Here is a 20,805-nt window from a genome sequence, read left to right on the forward strand (position 1 = left end):
TGTTCCATGCTAATTATTATACCATATATTAAAATGTTCACAGACTATTAATCTGTGAACAATTCTTTCTGATAAGGAATTTGAAGATGCTCATACGCTTTAGGCGTTACAATTCTTCCTCTTGGCGTACGATTGATAAAACCAATCTGTAATAAATAAGGCTCATATACATCTTCGAGTGTCATCGGCTCTTCTCCAATACTTGATGCGATTGCTTCAAGCCCGACGGGACCTCCTTTAAATCTTTCAATAATACCCTTTAAGTATTTGTGATCAACCGCATCCAAACCTAAATGATCTACACGAAGTCGATCTAGAGCTGTTTTGGCAATTTCACTTGAAACCACACCCTCATTATAGACTTGTGCAAAATCACGCACACGTCTAAACAAACGGTTTGCGATACGTGGAGTACCACGTGAGCGTAAAGCTATTTCTGTGACAGCATTTTTATCAATTTCCGTATTCATAACACAACTTGTACGATAAACAATTTTTTCTAAGTCTGATAAATTATAGTACTCCAATTGGGAAATGATCCCAAAACGATCACGTAAAGGAGCACTTAAATCTCCGGCACGAGTTGTGGCACCAACAAGTGTAAAAGGTGGTAAATTAATACGAATATTGTGTACCGTAGCTGAATCTTTACCTACCACAATATCTAGACAATAATCTTCCATAGCCGGATACAACACTTCTTCTACTTGTTTTGGCAAGCGGTGGATCTCATCAATAAATAAGACATCTCCTGGTTCAAGCGTCGTAAGAATCGCAGCTAGATCTCCACTTTTTTCAATCGAAGGACCACTGGCTGTTTTAAGATTTCCATGCATCTCATTAGCAAGAATATATGCCAATGTTGTTTTTCCAAGTCCAGGAGGGCCGTAGAATAAAACATGATCCAAAGCTTCATTTCTAGATCTCGCCGCATGAATAAACACATTTAGATTTTCTTTTAATTCCGATTGCCCAATATATTCATTTAAACTTTGCGGACGCAATGTCTTTTCAAAGTTATCGCACTCTTGTAAATTTCCATCTACTTCTCTAGGCATTTATCTTATACTCCATTTCTTTTTGCGAGTAAGATCAACGCTTGTCTTAGCATTTCATCTTCTCCTAATTCTGTATTTTCTAATTCCTTTTTAATTTTCGTTAATTGATTTGTCTTATATCCAAGTGATAAAAGCGCATCCTGAACTTGGCCCCACACTGGATTTGATGTAGCACCATCACTGGTTTCCAAAGATACAAACTTACCTTTTAGATCTAGAACAATTTGTCCTGCCGTTTTTGCACCAATACCAGGTAAAGACTTAAGTTTTTTGATATCATCATTTTCAATGGCTTCAATCATTTCTTTTCCCGAACATACCGACAACATAGTCTGTGCTGTTTTAGGACCAATGCCTTTCACATTGATCAAACGCATAAACACTTCATAGTCTTCTTCTTTTAAAAAGCCAAACAACAAGATCGCATCCTCACGTACATGTTGATACGTATAAAGAAACAATTCATCTCCCATTTTTTGACTTAAAGCATTTGCCAGATAGACTTCGTAGCCTACGCCATGCACATCCAACACAACACGATCACTTCGAATAATTCTTACAACGCCATTCACAAACGCAATCATATTACACCTCAACATCTAATTCTACAGGACAGTGATCGGAACCATATACATCCGTCAAAATCTTGGCATCCACAATTTTATCTTTTAATTCAGGTGATACTAACCAATAATCAATTCTCCATCCCGCATTCTTTTCGCGAGCCTTAAAGCGATAACTCCACCAAGAATATTCTACTTTTTCAGGATACAAAGTACGGTATGTATCTACAAAATGAGACAATAAATACTTCTTAAAGCTATCTCTTTCTTCATCTGTAAAACCTGCATTTTTATGATTTGTCTTTGGATTTTTAATATCGATCTCTTCATTGGCCACATTAAAATCGCCACAAACCATAACTGGTTTATCTAATGATTTTAAATAGGCACTAAACGCTTTATCCCATTCCATACGATAATCTAAACGTTTTAGACCATCTCCTGAGTTTGGTGTATAAACAGTCACAACATAATATGCAGGATATTCAAGCGTAATCACTCTTCCTTCTGTATCATGTTCTTCCATATCCATTCCATAACGAACCGACACTGGTTCTTCTTTACAGAAAATCATTGTTCCACTATAGCCTTTTCTTTGTGCGCTATTTATATATTGATACGGATAAAATTCACAATCCACTTCAATTTGATCGGGTTGTGCCTTCGTTTCTTGAATACAGAAAATATCTGCGTCCAAAGCATAAAGAATTTCCACAAAATCCTTCTTTAATACGGCACGAATCCCGTTTACGTTCCACGAAATACATTTCATAAAAAAACACCTCAGAAGCATTATACCACACCAAAAGAAAAGGCTACACAATGTGTAACCTTAGTTTTCAATAAATTCAAATTCAAAGCCTAATAAACGTACTGTATCTCCATCTTGACATCCAGCTTCTCTTAAGGCTGTATCAATTCCAAGATAACGCATCTTATTGGCAAATAAATAGAAGTCTTCTTCTGTATTCAACTTATTGATGTCAAATACACGCTCAAGTTTAGGACCTGAAACATTCCATACGCCATCCTCTTCTTTTTCAATAATGATGTCTTTCTTCTTCTCTTCAAATGTATACATAACACCTGTCTCACCTGTATCTTCCGTAATTGGGAATGCTGGTGTTGTCGCAAGAAGATCGGCTGCTTTTCTTAGTACCGGGTCTAAGCCTTCATGAATAATCGTTGTTGTTTCATATACTGGAATATCAGGATACTTTTCTTTAAAACGACGAACATTTTCTTCGGCATTTTCCATATCCATTTTATTTGCGACAACGATTTGTGGTCTTTCCAACAAACGAATTTGATAAGACTTCAACTCATTATTAATGACTTCATAATCATTTAATGGATCTCTTCCATCTTCTGCACCCATATCAATAACGTGAATAATAACACAACATCTTTCAATGTGACGCAAGAACTGGTGACCTAAACCTTTACCATCACTTGCTCCTTCAATAAGTCCTGGTAAATCGGCTAGTACAAAGCTTCTTCCATCTCCGGTTTGTACAACCCCAACATTTGGTGTGATTGTCGTAAATGGATAATCTCCAATTTCTGGACGCGCTTTACTAACAGCATCTAGGAATGTAGATTTTCCTACACTAGGGAATCCTACCAATCCAACATCGGCAAGTACTCTAAGTTCTACAATACAATCAAATTCTTCACCCAATATACCTTGTTCTGCATATTTTGGTGCTGTATTATGACTTGATCTAAAATGCCAGTTACCACGACCTCCACGACCACCATGTGCTACAACTTGGCGTTGGTGTGGTTTTGTCAAGTCAGCAAGTACTTGATTATTATCACTTCTCTTTACAATCGTTCCTAATGGAACTTTTACTACTTTATGTTCTCCATTGGCTCCGTGCATTTTTTTGTTTTTACCTTTTTCACCTGGAGTTGCGATAATTTTACGATGATAACGTAAATCTAAAAGTGTTGTCATTCCTGGATCGGCTTCAAAAATGACATCTCCGCCGTTACCTCCATCGCCTCCAAAAGGTCCACCATAGGCAACATATTTCTCATGGCGAAAACTTACTAAACCATCTCCACCTTTACCTGCTTTTATATGAACTTTGACCTGATCTACAAACATATATACCCTCCTTTCTTTCTCATTAAAAAAGATCCCAGCAACGGGATCTTAAATTTCACACTTGTTAAGCTTGTGGATAAACAGAAACTTTCTTTTTATCTTTACCAAGACGTTCGTATTTAACAACACCGTTAACTAATGCGAACAATGTATCATCAGCACCACGTCCTACGTTAGTTCCTGGATGAATTTTTGTTCCACGTTGACGATAAATAATGCTTCCAGCGTGACAAGATTGTCCATCAGCTAATTTAGCTCCTAAACGTTTTGAGTGAGAATCACGACCGTTCTTTGTAGAACCAACTCCCTTTTTAGAAGCGAATAACTGTAAGTCTAATTTTAATAACATTTTTTACACCTCCTGTACTTGTATGTATTTAGGATAACTCTCTTCAATACTTTGAAACTGAACCAATAGCGTATTCAATATGATTTGTAGTTCAGCACATTCCGTATTGTTTATTTCTAATTCAACATCTCCTGCATCTACTTTATAAGAAATGAAACTTAAATAGCCAAGCTGTGCGATTGCGTTAATACCACCAATAATAATGGTACTGGCTGCAGAACAGACGATATCTTTTCCATACTGATCATACTCAGCATGTCCCTGCATAGAGATCAATGAAATCCCATGTTCATCTCTAGCAATTTTAATTTTAATCATAATTAAGCTTCGATAGCTTCAATTTTTACACGAGTGTAAGGTTGACGGTGTCCTTGTTTACGACGTGTTGAAGATTTTTTGGCTTTATATTTCACGATAGTGATTTTCTTTCCTTTGCCTTGTTTTTCAACAACACCAGTTACCTTTGCACCTTCTACGAATGGTTTACCAAATTTTCCATCAGCGTATAATACTTTGTCAAATGTAACTGTGTCTCCTTCGTTAGCTTCTAATTTTTCAACGAAGATAACAGCATCCTTTTCAACACGGATCTGTTTTCCACCAGTTTCGATAATTGCGTACATGTGTGCACCTCCTATTCATTCTTTTTTCACATTTAGCTTGATACTCGCCATCAAGGTGTGAAATTTCAACTTAAAACCTTTTCTGGGCGGTTGCAAGTCCATACACGGAGTTTGCAACATTGATATTTTAAAGGATATAAAGCAATACGTCAAGTTAAAATTCTATTTTTTAGCTCTATGTTTTATACTGATAAACTGGAATTCGGCTATTTCCTTGCAACAATACTTATCCAATGATTTTTTGCATTTGAATACGTTTTGATCTCTGTAAAACCCGCTTCTTTCAAAGTGGCAACAAGTTGTTCAGATGTGTAAATCTTCATACCATTGATCATCTTTGTCCATTTTTCATCTGCGGCATTCGTTCCGTCACTCTCGTTACAAATCAGGAATATGCCTTCGCTTTTCAGCACACGATTGACCTCGGAAAAGCATTTTACTAATCCTGGCCAAAAGTAAACTGTTTCGAAGGCAGAAACATAATCAAAAGTCGCGTCAGAAAAGGGTATAGCAGATACATCTCCTTGAACTACATTACATTTCCCTTGTTTAATGGCGAGGGCGTTCAATTTTTGAGATTCTGCCACACTAACCTCAGAATAATCCATTCCTGTCACGTGGCCATTTCTACATCTATCAAGCCAGACCGCAATATTTGCTCCGCCGCCACAGCCGACATCCAGCACTACAGCATCAGACTTCGCGGAGATATTTGAGAATCCCCATTGCGATAATTTGGCGTGACCGGTGTTCATCATCTTCGTCATCAATTTTCCGCCGAAGCCTTGTGGCTTACGGGTATTTTCAAAAAATTTCATTACAGAATTCCTCCTCCACAAATACCGATTTCCTTACTTCTACAAACTGAAAGTTGTTTATTAAACCTTTTTAACCTTAACCAACAACATCATAGGTCTACGCATTTCATCACACATTTCCGGCATACCCATCATATCTGCCGGAGGCATTGCTTCCTCAATAGCCTCAATTTGAAAACCACATTTTATAAGTGGATTCAATATCTGCGTTAATGTGTGGTGCTGTTTAATTACTCGTTGACCAAGAAAATTGGTTTCTCTTTCGCCTGTGTAATAGTAATTGTCGATTGGCCAATATTTAGGTTTCCCATTTTCATCATAAATCCAATCCTCATTAACACCTGCGGTGAAAGTCGGATGTTCAATGTTGAACAGGAAATCCCCACCTACTTTTAATGTGCAATACACCTTTTGATAAACATTGGCTAAATTTTCAATATAGTGTAGTACCAAATTAGAAACAACTAGGTCATAAGTATTCTCAGGATAAATGTATTCTTCAACACTGCAAACTTCATACTTGATTTTGTCATCAGAGTTATCAGCTACAGCTTTTGCAATCATTTTTTTACTACTATCAATACCAAGAATTTCAGCAGCTCCCATTTGTGCGGCATATTTGCAATGCCACCCGTAACCACATCCTAAATCCAAAACTTTTTTCCCCTGTAATTCGGGGAATAACGGTTGCAACTGATGCCACTCTCCAGCAGCTTTCAGACCATCTTTGCTTCTTCCCATTTCAGCATATGCGGCAAAAAATTCACTATTATCGTAAATATTTCTCATTGATAATTACCTCCACAACTTCCGATTTATCTTTTTCTTCTTAAATAATACAATTGTACGAAGTATACAAATCATATTTTTAGACTTAAATCACTAAGATTCCTGCCATTTCCAAAATGATACAAAGAATAAATAAAATGACAATCAATAATACGGGTGAAAAACCTTTTTTTAATATCTTTGTACAACCAAAGAATAGACATAAAGAAAGAACTCCAGGCAATACCATATCTAAATCCGATTGAATGTTAACTACATTGATTTGTACAAATCTCTGAACTAAAATTCCAACCACAAACATTCCGAGCATACTTGCAGCTAATGTTACGTTCTTTAAGAATGTATCCGATAAGTCCGTAATCAACTTAGTACCTTTCTTATAACCAAGCTCTTGTGTAATCCAAAGAAAGCCAAAGCGAAGTACGTTCCATGCCACAAAGAAGAAAATAGGTCCTAGAATATTTTGTGATAAAGCTAATGATGCGCCAACGGCTGCAAGAATTGGACGCATTGTAAACCAGAATACTGGATCTCCTACACCTGCCAACGATCCCATCAAGCCAATCTTTACATCTTGAATGGATGTATTTGAAATATCAGCACCTTTTGCCTTTTCTTCTTCCATAGCCAAGACAATACCAACAATGGGAGCAGAAACATATGGATGTGTATTATAGAACTTTAAATGGCGCTCTACAGCCAAATCATAATCTTCTTTGTTTGGATATAATTCTTTCAATGCCGGAAGCAAGCCGTAGCACCAGCCACCATTTTGCATACACTCAAAGTTCCATGAACCTTGTAAATATTGATGGTTTAAACAAACCTTTAATCTTGTACTCTTTTTCATATAAACCACCTACTCATAATCATTTAAGATGTCCCCTAACGGATCATCACTTGTCTTATTCGATTTTTCTTTCGCATTCAACAACATATATAGCCAAACTAAACCACCACCAATAAAGCATAACGATAGTAAAGACAAGCTTGTCATGCATGCCAAACCAAATCCAATCATAAAGAATGGATATGTAAATTTAGAGCCTAATACATTCGCTACAATCGCAAAGCCAACCACACAAACGACTCCAGAACCAATCAATAATCCTTTATAAATTGAAACAGGAATCATTTCCAAGATTGAACAAATCACGGATGAAGGGATCAATAATAATACAACCGTCGGAATTAAAACACGAATTCCTTGCATACAAATGCCAATCCATTGATAATAAGAAACTTTCTTTGTTTCGTCCATTTTATGTACAAGTTGGATTGCTAAATTACGACATACCTTTGTCAAAGATAAACCAACTAAAGATAATGGAATTGCCAATGCAATACTAAACGCAATCACATATCTAGCTTCAATTGCACTTTCAAGTCCATGAATCATCAATATAGATGAAATCACACTCGCTAAACATACATCGGGTGCAACGGCCGCACCAATATTGGCCCACCCTAAGGCAATCAATTGTAAAGATCCACCTAATAATAATCCTTCTGCTAAATGGTTTGTCACTAAACCAATTAAAGTACAGGCAACAATGGGTTGATGAAATTCAAACTCATCCAAGATGCCTTCAATGCCTGCGACAAATGCCACAAGTAAAACTAAAATAGTCTGCATACCTCTTCCTCATTTCTTTTTGATTTTTTTAAAATCCTTTGAATTTAAAAAATAATACAAGATAAATGCCCATACAAGAAGGAGTACCGCACCTAATGATATAAATGCTTTGTAGTAAGGATAGGCAAAAATTGCTCCTACACTTAGAATCATGCCAACAAAAAGATAGGATACAAATTCCTGGATTACATCATAGATTTCTTGAAAACTGTATTGATTATGTGTAGCTTCATTTTCTTGTAGTCCATCATATACGCCTTGTGCAATATCTTTTAAAAACTTTTTCATACCTATAATATACCACAAGAAAAGGCTTTCCCCTTAGGAAAAGCCAAGATTATTTATGATTCATCATTTTAAGTGCAATTCTAAGAATACAAATGCTCATTACCACAATCACAATTGAATTCAATAACCAAGTGTTGATTGTATGCGGTAGTTTATAAATAAAAACGGTACATGTGCAAAGTAGTAAAATAAAGATTTCTACAATGGAATTTTTAATCATAGTCATATCTGTACCTCCCTTACACCTTTAGTATAAAACGCTTTAAATAAAGTACAATATGACTACATACGATTGAACAAACATTTATCCAACACTTAATTCATCCTTAATCTATGTTAATTATAATTTACATAAGAACCAATTTCTCATTTGCAAGTTCTTTTAAAGAGGATTATCATTAAATTAACTAACCAAAAAGAAACGGAGTTTATTATGATCAACATACCCGAGATACTAGTGGCAAACGGGACTGGTGCATTTTTAGTAATCTTCTTATTGTTATATCGAATTCGTATTGCGCAAACGAATCAGTTTGATGAAAAAGCCTATAACTTTATGCTTATAGTTACCTTTATTGCCACGATCAATGAAACACTTAGTTTTATCATTGATGCACGCCCAGGTTTTATCCTTCATATTTTACAATATATCTCAAATACAATTTCTTCAGCTAGCTCAGGCATCATCGGATATTGTTGGTGTTTATTCGTAGAATATCATATTCATAGAAATTTTGAGCGCATCAAGAAGAAATCAAGAATCTTAGCCATTCCATTGATCATTGCCACAATCTTGATCATTATCAATTTATTGGGAACGGGTATCATCTTTGATATTTCAAAGGAAAATGTATATACTCGTGGTCCCATGAATTTTATTTTATATATTTTTGTCTTTATTTATTATATCGAAAGTATATATACTGTTCATAAAGCTAAATATGATTCCATTTTAGTAGAATTCTTTCCCATTTACTACGTTATCATCCCTTGTATGATCGGCACCATGATTCAAGGTTTCTTCTTTGGAGTTTCTACGATTTGGCTATGTGTCGCAATCGCATTTATCATAGTTTACATTGAAATTCAAATATCTATATCCTTTATTGATGATTTATCCGGACTTTACAATCGAAAATACATGAACCATTATCTGAATAAGCTACAAAACGATAAACCAAAACATGTATACGGATTCTTGATGGATATCAATGATTTTAAAGCCATCAATGATACATATGGACATTTAAAAGGTGATTATGCCCTCATACAGTTTGGTAAAATTCTACAACATTCGATTGATAAAGATTCAGTTGCCATTCGTATGGGTGGAGATGAATTTGTGATCTTTGCGAAACTCAAATCAGACGAAGAAGCCTTGGCTTTAAAGAAACAAATTAAATATAATGTTCGACAATTTAATTTAAAATCAAAAGAACCATTCCATTTATCTTTCTCGATTGGAATCGCAAAATACAACGGAAATATTGATACATTCTTATCTGCAATGGACGATTCCATGTATGAAGCTAAAAATATGCATCGTTTAATGCAGTAATCAAGGCGAGTTCATCGCCTTTTTTATTTTGCACAAAAAAAGATGAGCAATTTTATTCACTCATCTAGTTTATCGATTATTTTTTTAATGTAGTAGGTTCTTAATAAGCCAAAGATCAAGATACAGATTCCTACAATGGAAATGGCTTTTTCTTGATACAACAAGCCAAACACAAAGACGACAACGCCAAGTCCAGCCAGCTGTAATTGTTTAAAAACAACCTTTTGTTTATCATTCATTAGCGAACAGTTACGCCATTAGGCATTTCTTTTGCGACTGTGACAAATGACAAGTCTTTATCATCTGTAGCACACAAAATCATACCATAAGATTCTACACCACGTAATTTTACTGGTTTTAAGTTTGTCACTACGACAACTTGTTTTCCAATCAATTCTTCTGGCTTGTAGTGTTTCGCAATACCACTCACGATTTGACGAACTTCACCACCCAAATCAATTTGTTCAACCAATAAACGATCTGCCTTTGGATGTGGTTCACACTTCACAATCGTACCGACTTTGAATTGTAGTTTCGCAAAATCATCAATCGTAACTTCTTCTACTTTTTCTTCTTCCTTTTTAGATTCTTCTTTTTTCTTATTGAATTCTTCCATAAATTTCTTCTCATCAATACGCGCAAACAATGGTTCACACTTTTCAACTACATGAATATCTGTTTCTAAGTTTCCAAAAGATTCACAAGAATCTAAATCCGTTACTTTTGTATTTAAATATGCGAACATCTTTTCTGCCGTTTCAGGTAAGAATGAATGTAATAATACTGCTGAAATACGAATCGATTCTAATAAGTTATATAAAACTGTAGCTAAACGATCTTGTTTTGATTCATCTTTTGCGAGTACCCAAGGCATTGTTTCATCAATGTACTTGTTTGTACGACGAAGCAATGTGAATACTTCATCTAATGCATCACCAACACGAAGTTCTTCCATCTTAGCTTCTACTTTCTTCTTAGTTTCTAAAGCACAAGCTTTTAATTCTTCATCGACTGCTTCACATACATTTGGATTTGTGACTAAACCACCAAAATATTTATTTGACATCGCAATTGTACGAGATACTAAGTTTCCTAAAATGTTTGCCAAGTCTGAATTGATTCTTTCAATCATTAATTCCCAAGTAATCGTTCCATCTTGCGCAAATGGCATTTCGTGTAAACAGTAATAACGAACAGCATCTACACCAAAGTGAGCCACTAAATCTTCGGCATAAATAACATTACCTTTTGATTTAGACATTTTGTCACTTCCCGTAAGCAACCATGGATGACCGAATACTTTCTTAGGCAAAGGTAAATCCAAAGCCATTAAAATAATTGGCCAATAAATTGTGTGGAAACGCAAAATATCTTTACCAATAATGTGTGTTGCTGGCCAGTATTTGTTGAAGTTTTCATCACTAACACCATTGGCATGATAGCCAAGTGTAGTGATATAGTTGCTTAATGCATCAATCCAAACGTATACTACGTGTTTTGGATCAAAGTCAACAGGAACTCCCCATGTAAATGATGTACGAGATACACAAAGATCTTGTAATCCTGGACGCAAGAAGTTATTCAGCATTTCATTCTTACGAGATTCTGGTTGAATGAAATCAGGATGATCTTCAATGTATTTAATTAAGCGATCCGCATACTTTTGCATATTAAAGAAGTAAGCTTCTTCTTTTGCCTTCTTAACTGGACGACCACAATCTGGGCAACATCCATCTACCAATTGAGATTCTGTCCAGAATGATTCACAAGGCGTACAATACCATCCTTCATATGTTCCTTTATAGATATCTCCTTGATCGTATAAACGTTTAAAAATACTTTGTACTTCTTTTACGTGATAATCATCTGTAGTACGCACAAAATAATCATAGCTTGTATTCATTAAATCCCAGTTTGATTTAATTTGAGCAGCCACACCATCCACGAATTCTTGTGGACTTACACCTGCAGCTTTTGCCTTTTCTTCAATTTTTACACCATGCTCATCTGTACCTGTCTGGAAGAATACATCATATCCTTGTGCTCTTTTAAAACGAGCAATCGCATCCGACAAGATAATTTCATATGTATTCCCAATGTGAGGTCTACCTGATGTATACGCAATGGCCGTTGTTAAATAAAATGGTTCTTTCTTTTGTGTCATCTTTATTTCCTCCTATCATACAAATAAAAAAAGCCTTCATCCAAGGACGAAAGCTTCGTGGTACCACCTTAGTTTGTGTTTTCACACCTCAAGCTGTTAACGCCAGCATACGTCTTTACCTACCTATCGATAAAGAAGCTCCAAGACCATCTTCTCTATATATTGTACGCAGATTCACACCAAACCATCTGCTCTCTTTAGTACGCCATATAAATACTCTTCTTTTCTAAGCTTATTGACTTGTTTATTATACGCTATAAAACGTATTTTGAGCAAATTTATTTCGCAGCTTTTGTCAAAATTTTTACCAACGGTAAAGCTTTTTCAGGACAATTTGAAACACCCATATGATATTTTGGCTTAGTAGGACCATGATAATCACTACCACAAGATACGAATAATTTGCGTTTCTGAACAATTTTCAATGCAGCCGCAACCGTTTGTTCATGAATATCATTAGAGAAGCATTCCACTCCATCCATACCTAAATCCACAATTTCTTCTAAAACATCATCTGAAATATAATCTAAATGCCAGCTTGATAAAATCGCAATACCTCCAGCACTATGAATCGCATCAATGACTGCTTTCGCATCCGGATAGTTAGCCTTTACATAACAAGGTCCATTCTTACCAAATACATCGGTTTCAAAACGAGACATCGCAACACTCTCACTTTCACAACTATCAATATATTTCTTCACAAAAGGCAACAAACGCGTTCTTTCGTTATGGAACACCATCTTTGTGATTTCTGTTGGTGTAATCGTTTGGAAACGAGAATTTGAAATTAATGAATCTACATCAATACGAATGCCTGAGTAATTTTCGAATTTTTCAACACGCTCCATGGATAAATCTTTTTCACGCTTCAAAGAATTTTGTTCTAACACTTCAAACACTTCATTCGTCCAGTCAATATAATAACCTAGAATACGTACTCGCATTCTTTTATATTGTGCATCCACTTCCACGCCTGGAATATATTGAATGTTGTACAAACTTGAAAAACGAACCGCTGCCGCATTCGCTCTTGCACAGTTGTGGTCTGTGATTGAGATAACTTCCAAGTGATTTTCTTTGGCTTGTTTGAATAATTCTTCTACATCATAATAACCATCATCACTGTAGTTTGAACGAATATGTAAATCGATTGGAGTCACAACCAACTCTTCTTTTACTAAAGCTGGTTCCACCTTTGTTTCAAAACGAATTTCCTGATCTGGTTCATTTACAGGAACCAAGCCAAAAATCAAATCAAATAGAGTTTGTTGGTTTGGAGTGATTAAGACAACAATACCATTAATGACCCACCATAAAATGACTCCTGGCACTTGAAAGAAGAACCCTAAAATCATCAAAGGAAGACCAAATCCCAATGCTTGTCGTAAGATCAAATGGATTGGCATCGCCTCTTTTTTGTTTCTACGAACCAATTTCAAATCCATAATAGCATATCCAAATGACTGCCCATTTGTTCGTGCTGTAAAAAACGCAAGTAATAATACACTAGATACAAATAACAAAGCAAACATTAAGTAGAATAATAAATCAAAGAAGTGTGGTGGAATCAATCCACACATAATTAATAAAAACTCAAGAACCCATATATAAACAGGCAATAAACAAATGTTGACATCCATCAAAAACGCAAAGAAATGATTTTGGTAATCTCTTAGATTCCGTTTTAATGGAGTGGCATATTTATATCCACCTGCACGATACAATTTCGATTTTTTTTGAAAGTATGCTAGAGTTAGATCTTTAAAATTGTATTTCTGTTGTTTCATAAAATCATAAGCCTTTCTTTCGTTATTATAACAATTTTTAAGCATGAAAAAAAGGGCCATAGCCCTTAATCTTGTTTTCTTAAACGTTTTAGTGCAAATGCTAATGCACCTAAAGACATCATACATAACCATGAATAAATCGTTACATTTGTATTTGTTGATGTATTTACAGGCGTATATTTTCCTGCATTCATACTAAATTTTTGTGCTTCCTGCAATAAACGCTGATACTTTTTACCAACTTTATTCACCAATTCTGCATTCACTGCATTTTTATCAGTTGCAGATAATTTTACCCAGCTAGGCATCGCAGAAAGAATCTTTTGATAATTCAAGTTGTTGGCACTTGTAAAGATATTTCCACTTGCACTCGTTAAGTATGTCTTAATGAAATTATTAGCTGCCGTACTTGTAACCTCTTGTTTGACTGCAGTTTCCACTTTTGCAGCTTCCACATTCTTTGTTTCTACAGTTGGAGCCACAACTTGCGGTTGTTCTTGTACAACTGGTGTTTGCACTAATAATTCATTACTTGTTTCTACTTTTGGTGCAACCTTTTCTTCTAAAGTAACCACCTTGTATACAAAGTTTGTATTATCGTCTAAATATGCATTTAGATGAGCTAACGTTTCATCCACTTTTGCCTGTGTTGATTCATCATTTGAAAGTACAAGACTACAATCATCCAATTCTTTCTTGAAGTTATTATAAGACTCTTCTTCAAGCATATCCTTATTGGATTCTAAGACTTCACTAGCTTCCTGCACTTTTTCATTCAATTTAGAGAAATCCGCTTTTTTAACTAAAGAAGCAGCTGCCGCATTTAAAGCAGACTGTGCCTTTTCAATGTCTTCAACAGTACTTGCACCATTTTCTAATACTTGCTTAGCTTCATTCAAACTCGCTTCATATGCAGTATAGCTTTTGTTGGTATAGCTATCCTTTACATATGTACTTGATTGATCTACGATAGCTTTTAATCCAGAAACATTGATCAATGCTTTTTTTGCATTATCCAGCTTCACTAACTCTTGTGTAAATTGTTCTAAAGTTGAAGTTGTTGATTGAACCAAAAGGCTTGATTCATCCATCACCGTTTTTAAAGCGGCATAGCTATCTGCAGTAAAGATTGTAGAATCTAAACTTTGTGCATCTTTTAAAGATGTATCTAAAGCTGTTTTAGCGTTTAGAATCAATGTATTAGCCTCAGCTACAACAATTTCATATGCACTTAAAGTACATCCTTCAGCTTTTTTCATACCTGCATTTGCGTATGCTGTTTCATAAGCTGTTTTGATTTGATCCTGATTTTCTTTAGTCAAGACTTTAAACAATTGATCTCCTGCTAATACGAAAGAATAATTTTTTTCATCCGCCTTAGTGATCAATGTATATTTTTCTACATCTTTATTTGTACTATCTTTAACAATTTCTTTTGTACTCAAATATTGTTTGATAAAATCATCGGCAGTAATTGTCTGTTGGGCTTTTTCTTCTAATTTTACTGGCTGTACTTGTTTGGCAAGCACATCCATATTTGGATTTGAAGCCACACAAACTGCTACAGCACTAGCGACACAATAAACCTTTGCTTTATTCACGACAAACCCTCCATTCCATTTCATTATTTTACTCCCAAAATATCAATTGGTCTAGTCCCAATATTCAACAACAAACTTTCGAGCCCACGCATCCGTTGCTTCTAATTGATCAATTGTAGGGTTTTCAATATATTTTGCCTGCTTACAAGCTTGTTCAATACTTTCTTCAATTTGTAAAAATGAAATCTTTTTATCTAAAAATAGCTGTACTGCCTGTTCATCCGCTCCATTAAATACGGCACCTAGATTTCCTTCTTTTTTACCAATTTCATAGGCTAGTTTCAACATTGGATAACGAACATAATCCATTTCTTTAAAGTTCAAATCCATTGTTTTTGTCATATCCAAAGGATGATCTTCCTTTAATACCGGACGATCTGGATAACATAACGCATATTGAATTGGTAAACGCATATCGGCAGATCCAAGTTGTGCAATAATTGCATTGTCATTGTATTCAACCATAGAATGCACGATGCTTTGACGATGTAACACTGTATCGATTTTTTCATACGGCAAATCAAATAAATAGTGTGCTTCAATCACTTCAAAACCTTTATTGACCATTGTTGCACTATCCACTGTGATTCGTTTTCCCATATTCCAGTTTGGATGTTTTAAAGTCTGTTCTACTGTTACATCACTTAACTCATCCCTTGTTTTATCTCTAAAACTACCACCACTTGCCGTAATAATTAAACGTTTCACATCTTCACTACGATTTCCCTGCAAGGATTGAAAGATGGCTGAGTGTTCTGAATCAATTGGATATAGTTTGGTGTTTGTTTCCTGCAATGTCTGACGTACCAAAACACCGCCCGCAACCAAGCTTTCTTTATTAGCCAATGCCACATCAATTCCTTTTTTTAAAGATGTTAATGTAGGCTTTAATCCTCTAAATCCAACAACGGCATTCACCAACAAATCATATTCACAGTTTTCAATACATTGAACCATGGCTTCATTGCCACTATAAACAGTAACACCACTTAATTCTTTGGCCTTTGAAACATCTGAAATACCAGCTACCTGAATTGTTGGATGTTTATCAATAATTTTCTGCATTACATCCACTTGATGTCCAGCCGCAATACCAACTAGACAAAATTGGTCTGGATGTTGTTCAATCACATCCACTGTTTGTAAACCGATAGAGCCTGTAGCTCCTAATAATAATATTCTTTTCATAATTCATCACCTGTACTTATCATTTTAACACAATACAGATAAAAGATGTGGTTAAATAGTAATTGGAGGTAAATTATGAAAGTCATTGATTTAACACATACTATTTCGGAAGATATGCCCGTCTTTCCGGGTAGTGAAACACCAAAATTAACCACAAAAAGCACCTATGAAAAGGATGGTTTTAAAGAAACACTCCTTCAAATGTATTCTCATGTAGGAACACACATGGATCCACCGGCTCATATTTTTGCGAACCAAAAGACTTTAGATCAATTTTCCCCAGAACAATTCATCGGCAAAGCTCTTGTCGTTGATTGTAGGATTTAAAAGAAGGACAAGTCATCGCCATGGATAAAATCAATATAGATAAAGCCAAGTTGGCTGATTTTCTTCTCTTCAATCTTGGTTGGGACAAACATTTCAAAGACGAAACTTACTTTAATGACTTCCCTTATAATTCAAGGAAACTTCAAAGGCATTGGCTTTGACGTAATGGGATTAGACCCCCTGCGTGATAATAATCTGAATCGACACAAAGCATTATTTAAAGATACAGATATTGTGAATATAGAAAATCTCACGCATTTAGAACAATGTGGTGATGAATTATTTTGGCTTAGTTGTTTCCCACTTAAAATTGAAAACTGTGAAGGCTTTCCTATTCGAGCGATTGCTTGGTATGAATAAAGACCGGATCACCGGTCTTTCAATTTTTTCTTTTCATTATATAATTGTTTATCAGCTTCAATAAACCAATCATTCCATTTATGTATATCTTTGTGATATGGTGCCCATCCAATACTCACATCTAAGTCAAAGGGAAAAGATAGTTTTTTTATATACGCATGAATTCTTTGGCACAAACCTTTTACATCATTTCCTTTATACACAATCACAAATTCATCCCCACCATAGCGAGCAATAAAATCACTTTTTTCAATACAAGATTCTTTTAAACAGTTCGCAATGGCCTTTAATGCTAAATCCCCTTGCGCATGTCCATGCTCATCGTTGATTTTCTTAAATCTATTCACGTCCAACACTAACAAGTACATATTTAAATCTTGACTTCTTACACACTCAAATAAATGCTGTTCCATACGATTACGGTTATTCAATTGTGTTAATGGATCAATAGAAATCATTTGTTCTTCCAAACTAATATATACAATAAGGATACTAAGACTAGTTCCTACACAAAAAACAGGAATGTCACGGAAAAAATCTTGCATTGTGCCAATCAACAATAGTGACACCATATAAATGCCTAAAATTTGATTTGATTTCTTTTGTTGATAATTCTTTGCCTTACGGCTATACACATAAGCTTGATAGGCTCCAACCATAAAATAGAGATCGTTTATAAATACATACAAAATATAGAGTGGTCCTTCTTGAAAATTTCCATATGAATCGATTTGAAATAAACATCCATTCAATGTATTCACAAGTAAAAGGACAACGCTTGCGAACACAGGAATCATTGCGAATAACGTTTGCGATTTCTTTACATAATGAACTTCAAGCATTGTTTGGATGTAATTAAACCAAGAAAATGTGCATAGTGAAAAGAACAGGAAGCACATTTCATTTAGAAACAGGTCCTGCCCATTTGTCGTCATTCGTACTAAATCAGTTTGAAAATACAATATATGTACAAAGACAACTGCCAAAAAGCTAACTTTTTGACTGTTTTTCATCATGGAATGATAGGTTTTAAAACCTAGAATCAACATGATAGCTACACATATATAGTAGATTTCCGCAAAAAGAATTTCATTCATAAAACCATTTTATCATGAAAAAAAGATCATATCACCCTTGTTCGGTAAATATGATCTTTTTTTTAATTAGTCTTCAAATGACAATGGTTTTAAATTCCAAATTTCTTTAGCGTATTCGCTAATTGTACGATCACTAGAGAAATATCCTGATTTGGCAATGTTGACTAACATTGTCTTAGCCCAGCGACTCTTGTCCATGTAACGAGCTTGTACTTTTTCTTGTGCATATACATATGCATCAAAGTCAGCTAATACGAAGAATTCATCGTTACGCATCATTAAGTCGTTGTTGATCAACTTAAATTCGTTTGGATCATTTGACCATGTACAATTTTTAAGTGAATCAATTACCATACGGATATTGTAGCTTGAATTATATAGGTTCCATGCGTTGTATGAGTTTTCATGACGAAGTTCATTGATGTCTTCTACATGTAAACCAAAGATTTCTGCATTTTCGTATCCAACACGTTCAACGATTTCAACGTTAGCTCCATCAAGTGTACCAAGAGTGATTGCACCATTCATCATGTACTTCATATTTCCTGTACCACTTGCTTCTTTACCAGCAGTAGAAATTTGTTCAGAAACATCTGCCGCATTCAATAAGATTTCAGCAATGGATACAGAGTAGTTAGGAATGAAGACAACCTTCATGTATTTAGAAATTTCTGGGTCATTATTAACAACATTGGCAACCATGTTGATCAATTTAATAATCTCCTTCGCTAAATCATAACTTGCTGCTGCTTTTGCAGAATAGAAGAATGTACGAGGGTAAATTCTAAATGAAGGATCCTGTTTCATTCTTAAGTATAAATACATAACGTGGAAGATATTTAATAATTGACGTTTGTATGCGTGAAGACGTTTAGCTTGGCAGTCAAAGATTGAATTCACATCAATATCAATACCTAAGTTTTCTTTTACATAGGCTGCCAAAATCTTTTTACGCTCTAATTTCACATCCATGAATTTAGCTTGTAAAGCCTCATCGTCAACGTGTGCCATTAAATCTTCTAATTTTTCTGGATTTGTCTTGAACTCATCTCCAATTGTATCTTCTAACAACTGAGTCAATTGAGGGTTTGAGAACAATAGCCATCTACGGTGAGTAATACCATTTGTCTTATTATTGAATTTATCTGGATAAATTGTCACAAAATCTTTGAATACATCATTTACTAAGATTTCAGAGTGAAGTTTCGCAACACCGTTTACACTGTGAGAACCAACAACAGCCAAGTTAGCCATGTGAACTTGTCCTTCTTTTAAGATTGAAACATTGTTGAAGATTCCACATAATCCTCTGTGATCTACGTCATATTTGAAACGACGGTTGATTTCTTCAATGATCATATATAGACGTGGCAACAATGAACGAACCATGTCTTGAGGCCATTTTTCAAGTGCTTCTGCCATAACTGTGTGGTTTGTATACGCAACAGTCTTTGTCACGATATTCCAAGCATCATCCCAGTCATAGAAGTAATCATCTAGTAATACACGCATTAATTCAGGAATAACTAATACAGGGTGTGTATCATTTAACTGAATCGCAACTTTATCACCTAAATTATCTAAGCTTGGGTATACACGTAAGTGTGAACGAATAATTTGATCAATTCCAGCACATACAAAGAAATATTCTTGTGTTAAACGCAAACGTTTTCCTTCGATTGTTGAATCATCAGGATATACATTGGCTGTAATAGCTGTTACTTGATTCAAATATTCATTTAATCCACCTGAGTTTACAGAATCTTCATCAACTTCTGCATCCCATAAGCGAAGTGTATTTGTGGTTGTTGTATGATATCCAACGATTGGTTCATCATAAGGTACAGCACGTACGACAAATTCTGGATGATGTTGAGCATGGAATTTTCCATATCCATCCATGTATCCATCTACGTAACCACCAAATTTAACTTTTACAGCATGTTGAGGTTTCCATACTTCCCAAACATTACCATTCTTTAACCAGCAGTCTGGCAATTCAACCTGTTGGTTGTTTTCAATTTTTTGTTTGAACAAACCGTAACGGTAACGAATACAATTACCATGTCCTGGTAAATCAAGAGATGCTAATGAATCCATGAAACATGCGGCAAGTCTTCCTAAACCACCATTTCCTAATCCTGCATCACTTTCAATGTTTTCCATGTCATTGATGTCCATACCTAAATCTTTTAAACCATCTTTAACAACATCATAGATGTTTAGGTTCATCAGGTTACTAGTCATTAAACGACCCATCAAGAATTCCATAGAAAAATAATAAAGCTGTTTTGATTCTGTTTTCTTGATCGCATTTTTAGTTTCTCTCCAATGCTCTCCGGCAAAATCACGAATCATGTTACCTAGAACAATATATCTCTCTTCAGGATATGTATCTTCAAAATCACGTCCATAGGCATCAGAAACAGCTTCTTTAAAGCTTACCTTAAAACTATCTTTAGACTCAAATAGATGTGGCATAA

General features: G+C 35.1%; 23 protein-coding genes and 2 other annotated features. Of the genes, 3 read left to right on the forward strand and 20 right to left on the reverse strand.

Annotated features, from left to right (window positions below; translation table 11 throughout):
• Positions 1–47: 47 nt before the first annotated feature.
• The 13 genes from ruvB to NE544_RS01380 all read right to left on the reverse strand — a co-directional run bounded on the left by ruvB (position 48) and on the right by NE544_RS01380 (position 8,463).
• Positions 48–1,058 carry a Holliday junction branch migration DNA helicase RuvB gene (gene ruvB / locus NE544_RS01320; RefSeq protein ID WP_117926609.1) on the reverse strand — a complete coding sequence of 337 codons (1,011 nt, stop codon included), beginning with the start codon at positions 1,056–1,058 and terminating at the stop codon, positions 48–50.
• Between the two features lie 5 nt (positions 1,059–1,063).
• Positions 1,064–1,642, reverse strand: a complete 579-nt coding sequence (gene ruvA / locus NE544_RS01325; protein WP_118114543.1) for a Holliday junction branch migration protein RuvA — start codon at positions 1,640–1,642, stop codon at positions 1,064–1,066.
• Between the two features lies 1 nt (position 1,643).
• Positions 1,644–2,393, reverse strand: a complete 750-nt coding sequence (locus NE544_RS01330) for an exodeoxyribonuclease III (protein ID WP_256268066.1) — start codon at positions 2,391–2,393, stop codon at positions 1,644–1,646.
• A 60-nt stretch (positions 2,394–2,453) separates the two neighbouring features.
• Positions 2,454–3,734 (reverse strand): GTPase ObgE, encoded by a 1,281-nt coding sequence (gene obgE / locus NE544_RS01335; RefSeq protein ID WP_256268067.1) that lies wholly within the window; start codon positions 3,732–3,734, stop codon positions 2,454–2,456.
• Between the two features lie 64 nt (positions 3,735–3,798).
• Positions 3,799–4,083: a 50S ribosomal protein L27 gene (gene rpmA, locus NE544_RS01340; protein ID WP_003864191.1), complete on the reverse strand. Its 285-nt coding sequence runs from the start codon at positions 4,081–4,083 to the stop codon at positions 3,799–3,801.
• Between the two features lie 3 nt (positions 4,084–4,086).
• A complete protein-coding gene (locus NE544_RS01345; RefSeq protein ID WP_117573511.1) occupies positions 4,087–4,401 on the reverse strand; it encodes a ribosomal-processing cysteine protease Prp in 315 nt (104 codons plus the stop codon).
• 2 nt (positions 4,402–4,403) lie between these two features.
• Positions 4,404–4,706, reverse strand: a complete 303-nt coding sequence (gene rplU, locus NE544_RS01350) for a 50S ribosomal protein L21 (protein WP_003864193.1) — start codon at positions 4,704–4,706, stop codon at positions 4,404–4,406.
• Positions 4,707–4,736: 30 nt separating this feature from the next.
• Positions 4,737–4,808: a sequence feature (ribosomal protein L21 leader region), on the reverse strand.
• Positions 4,809–4,912: 104 nt separating this feature from the next.
• Positions 4,913–5,524 (reverse strand): class I SAM-dependent methyltransferase, encoded by a 612-nt coding sequence (locus tag NE544_RS01355; protein WP_256268068.1) that lies wholly within the window; start codon positions 5,522–5,524, stop codon positions 4,913–4,915.
• Between the two features lie 60 nt (positions 5,525–5,584).
• The gene (locus tag NE544_RS01360; protein ID WP_256268069.1) at positions 5,585–6,313 is read right to left on the reverse strand and encodes a bifunctional 2-polyprenyl-6-hydroxyphenol methylase/3-demethylubiquinol 3-O-methyltransferase UbiG; all 729 of its coding nucleotides are present in this window, start codon (positions 6,311–6,313) and stop codon (positions 5,585–5,587) included.
• 85 nt (positions 6,314–6,398) lie between these two features.
• A complete protein-coding gene (locus tag NE544_RS01365) occupies positions 6,399–7,163 on the reverse strand; it encodes a PTS system mannose/fructose/sorbose family transporter subunit IID (RefSeq protein ID WP_256268070.1) in 765 nt (254 codons plus the stop codon).
• Positions 7,164–7,172: 9 nt separating this feature from the next.
• Positions 7,173–7,949 (reverse strand): PTS sugar transporter subunit IIC, encoded by a 777-nt coding sequence (locus NE544_RS01370; protein WP_256268071.1) that lies wholly within the window; start codon positions 7,947–7,949, stop codon positions 7,173–7,175.
• Positions 7,950–7,958: 9 nt separating this feature from the next.
• Complete coding sequence (locus tag NE544_RS01375; RefSeq protein ID WP_256268072.1) at positions 7,959–8,237, reverse strand: hypothetical protein; 279 nt, start codon at positions 8,235–8,237, stop codon at positions 7,959–7,961.
• A gap of 49 nt (positions 8,238–8,286) precedes the next feature.
• The gene (locus NE544_RS01380; RefSeq protein ID WP_158570470.1) at positions 8,287–8,463 is read right to left on the reverse strand and encodes a hypothetical protein; all 177 of its coding nucleotides are present in this window, start codon (positions 8,461–8,463) and stop codon (positions 8,287–8,289) included.
• Positions 8,464–8,670: 207 nt separating this feature from the next.
• Here NE544_RS01380 and NE544_RS01385 point away from each other — a divergent pair, with 207 nt between their 5' ends.
• Positions 8,671–9,795, forward strand: coding sequence for a GGDEF domain-containing protein (locus tag NE544_RS01385; RefSeq protein WP_256268073.1), 1,125 nt, complete (start codon positions 8,671–8,673; stop codon positions 9,793–9,795).
• Positions 9,796–9,851: 56 nt separating this feature from the next.
• On the opposite strand, the gene NE544_RS01390 is transcribed toward NE544_RS01385, so the two are convergent.
• From NE544_RS01390 to dxr, 5 genes are all read right to left on the reverse strand, one after another.
• Positions 9,852–10,034 carry a hypothetical protein gene (locus NE544_RS01390; RefSeq protein ID WP_256268074.1) on the reverse strand — a complete coding sequence of 61 codons (183 nt, stop codon included), beginning with the start codon at positions 10,032–10,034 and terminating at the stop codon, positions 9,852–9,854.
• Positions 10,034–11,959: a methionine--tRNA ligase gene (gene metG, locus NE544_RS01395; protein ID WP_256268075.1), complete on the reverse strand. Its 1,926-nt coding sequence runs from the start codon at positions 11,957–11,959 to the stop codon at positions 10,034–10,036. The genes NE544_RS01390 and metG overlap by 1 nt, the downstream gene beginning before the upstream one ends.
• A gap of 39 nt (positions 11,960–11,998) precedes the next feature.
• Positions 11,999–12,197, reverse strand: a binding site (T-box leader).
• A gap of 40 nt (positions 12,198–12,237) precedes the next feature.
• Positions 12,238–13,749 carry a PHP domain-containing protein gene (locus NE544_RS01400; RefSeq protein ID WP_256268076.1) on the reverse strand — a complete coding sequence of 504 codons (1,512 nt, stop codon included), beginning with the start codon at positions 13,747–13,749 and terminating at the stop codon, positions 12,238–12,240.
• A gap of 65 nt (positions 13,750–13,814) precedes the next feature.
• A complete protein-coding gene (locus NE544_RS01405; RefSeq protein WP_256268077.1) occupies positions 13,815–15,350 on the reverse strand; it encodes a hypothetical protein in 1,536 nt (511 codons plus the stop codon).
• A gap of 51 nt (positions 15,351–15,401) precedes the next feature.
• Positions 15,402–16,538, reverse strand: coding sequence for a 1-deoxy-D-xylulose-5-phosphate reductoisomerase (dxr, locus tag NE544_RS01410; protein ID WP_118114531.1), 1,137 nt, complete (start codon positions 16,536–16,538; stop codon positions 15,402–15,404).
• 75 nt (positions 16,539–16,613) lie between these two features.
• Between dxr and NE544_RS01415 the strand changes: the two genes are divergently transcribed.
• Entirely contained in the window at positions 16,614–16,865 is a 252-nt protein-coding gene (locus NE544_RS01415; protein WP_256268078.1) for a cyclase family protein, read from the forward strand.
• A 114-nt stretch (positions 16,866–16,979) separates the two neighbouring features.
• Positions 16,980–17,225, forward strand: a complete 246-nt coding sequence (locus NE544_RS01420; protein ID WP_256268079.1) for a hypothetical protein — start codon at positions 16,980–16,982, stop codon at positions 17,223–17,225.
• Positions 17,226–17,233: 8 nt separating this feature from the next.
• Here NE544_RS01420 and NE544_RS01425 read toward each other — a convergent pair whose 3' ends face one another.
• Complete coding sequence (locus NE544_RS01425) at positions 17,234–18,322, reverse strand: GGDEF domain-containing protein (protein WP_256268080.1); 1,089 nt, start codon at positions 18,320–18,322, stop codon at positions 17,234–17,236.
• 66 nt (positions 18,323–18,388) lie between these two features.
• A complete protein-coding gene (locus tag NE544_RS01430) occupies positions 18,389–20,803 on the reverse strand; it encodes a glycogen/starch/alpha-glucan phosphorylase (RefSeq protein WP_256268081.1) in 2,415 nt (804 codons plus the stop codon).
• Between the last annotated feature and the right edge of the window lie 2 nt (positions 20,804–20,805).

It is taken from the genome of Holdemanella sp. MSK.7.32 (genome assembly GCF_024460475.1).
GTDB lineage: Bacteria > Bacillota_I > Bacilli_A > Erysipelotrichales > Erysipelotrichaceae > Holdemanella.

Coding starts and splice junctions, on each gene's coding strand:
- ruvB (WP_117926609.1), bottom strand. CDS start 1,058: ATGCCTAGAGAAGTAGATGGAAATTTACAAGAGTGCGATAACTTTGAA.
- ruvA (WP_118114543.1), bottom strand. CDS start 1,642: ATGATTGCGTTTGTGAATGGCGTTGTAAGAATTATTCGAAGTGATCGT.
- NE544_RS01330 (WP_256268066.1), bottom strand. CDS start 2,393: ATGAAATGTATTTCGTGGAACGTAAACGGGATTCGTGCCGTATTAAAG.
- obgE (WP_256268067.1), bottom strand. CDS start 3,734: ATGTTTGTAGATCAGGTCAAAGTTCATATAAAAGCAGGTAAAGGTGGA.
- rpmA (WP_003864191.1), bottom strand. CDS start 4,083: ATGTTATTAAAATTAGACTTACAGTTATTCGCTTCTAAAAAGGGAGTT.
- NE544_RS01345 (WP_117573511.1), bottom strand. CDS start 4,401: ATGATTAAAATTAAAATTGCTAGAGATGAACATGGGATTTCATTGATC.
- rplU (WP_003864193.1), bottom strand. CDS start 4,706: ATGTACGCAATTATCGAAACTGGTGGAAAACAGATCCGTGTTGAAAAG.
- NE544_RS01355 (WP_256268068.1), bottom strand. CDS start 5,524: ATGAAATTTTTTGAAAATACCCGTAAGCCACAAGGCTTCGGCGGAAAA.
- NE544_RS01360 (WP_256268069.1), bottom strand. CDS start 6,313: ATGAGAAATATTTACGATAATAGTGAATTTTTTGCCGCATATGCTGAA.
- NE544_RS01365 (WP_256268070.1), bottom strand. CDS start 7,163: ATGAAAAAGAGTACAAGATTAAAGGTTTGTTTAAACCATCAATATTTA.
- NE544_RS01370 (WP_256268071.1), bottom strand. CDS start 7,949: ATGCAGACTATTTTAGTTTTACTTGTGGCATTTGTCGCAGGCATTGAA.
- NE544_RS01375 (WP_256268072.1), bottom strand. CDS start 8,237: ATGAAAAAGTTTTTAAAAGATATTGCACAAGGCGTATATGATGGACTA.
- NE544_RS01380 (WP_158570470.1), bottom strand. CDS start 8,463: ATGACTATGATTAAAAATTCCATTGTAGAAATCTTTATTTTACTACTT.
- NE544_RS01385 (WP_256268073.1), top strand. CDS start 8,671: ATGATCAACATACCCGAGATACTAGTGGCAAACGGGACTGGTGCATTT.
- NE544_RS01390 (WP_256268074.1), bottom strand. CDS start 10,034: ATGAATGATAAACAAAAGGTTGTTTTTAAACAATTACAGCTGGCTGGA.
- metG (WP_256268075.1), bottom strand. CDS start 11,959: ATGACACAAAAGAAAGAACCATTTTATTTAACAACGGCCATTGCGTAT.
- NE544_RS01400 (WP_256268076.1), bottom strand. CDS start 13,749: ATGAAACAACAGAAATACAATTTTAAAGATCTAACTCTAGCATACTTT.
- dxr (WP_118114531.1), bottom strand. CDS start 16,538: ATGAAAAGAATATTATTATTAGGAGCTACAGGCTCTATCGGTTTACAA.
- NE544_RS01415 (WP_256268078.1), top strand. CDS start 16,614: ATGAAAGTCATTGATTTAACACATACTATTTCGGAAGATATGCCCGTC.
- NE544_RS01420 (WP_256268079.1), top strand. CDS start 16,980: ATGACTTCCCTTATAATTCAAGGAAACTTCAAAGGCATTGGCTTTGAC.
- NE544_RS01425 (WP_256268080.1), bottom strand. CDS start 18,322: ATGAATGAAATTCTTTTTGCGGAAATCTACTATATATGTGTAGCTATC.
- NE544_RS01430 (WP_256268081.1), bottom strand. CDS start 20,803: ATGCCACATCTATTTGAGTCTAAAGATAGTTTTAAGGTAAGCTTTAAA.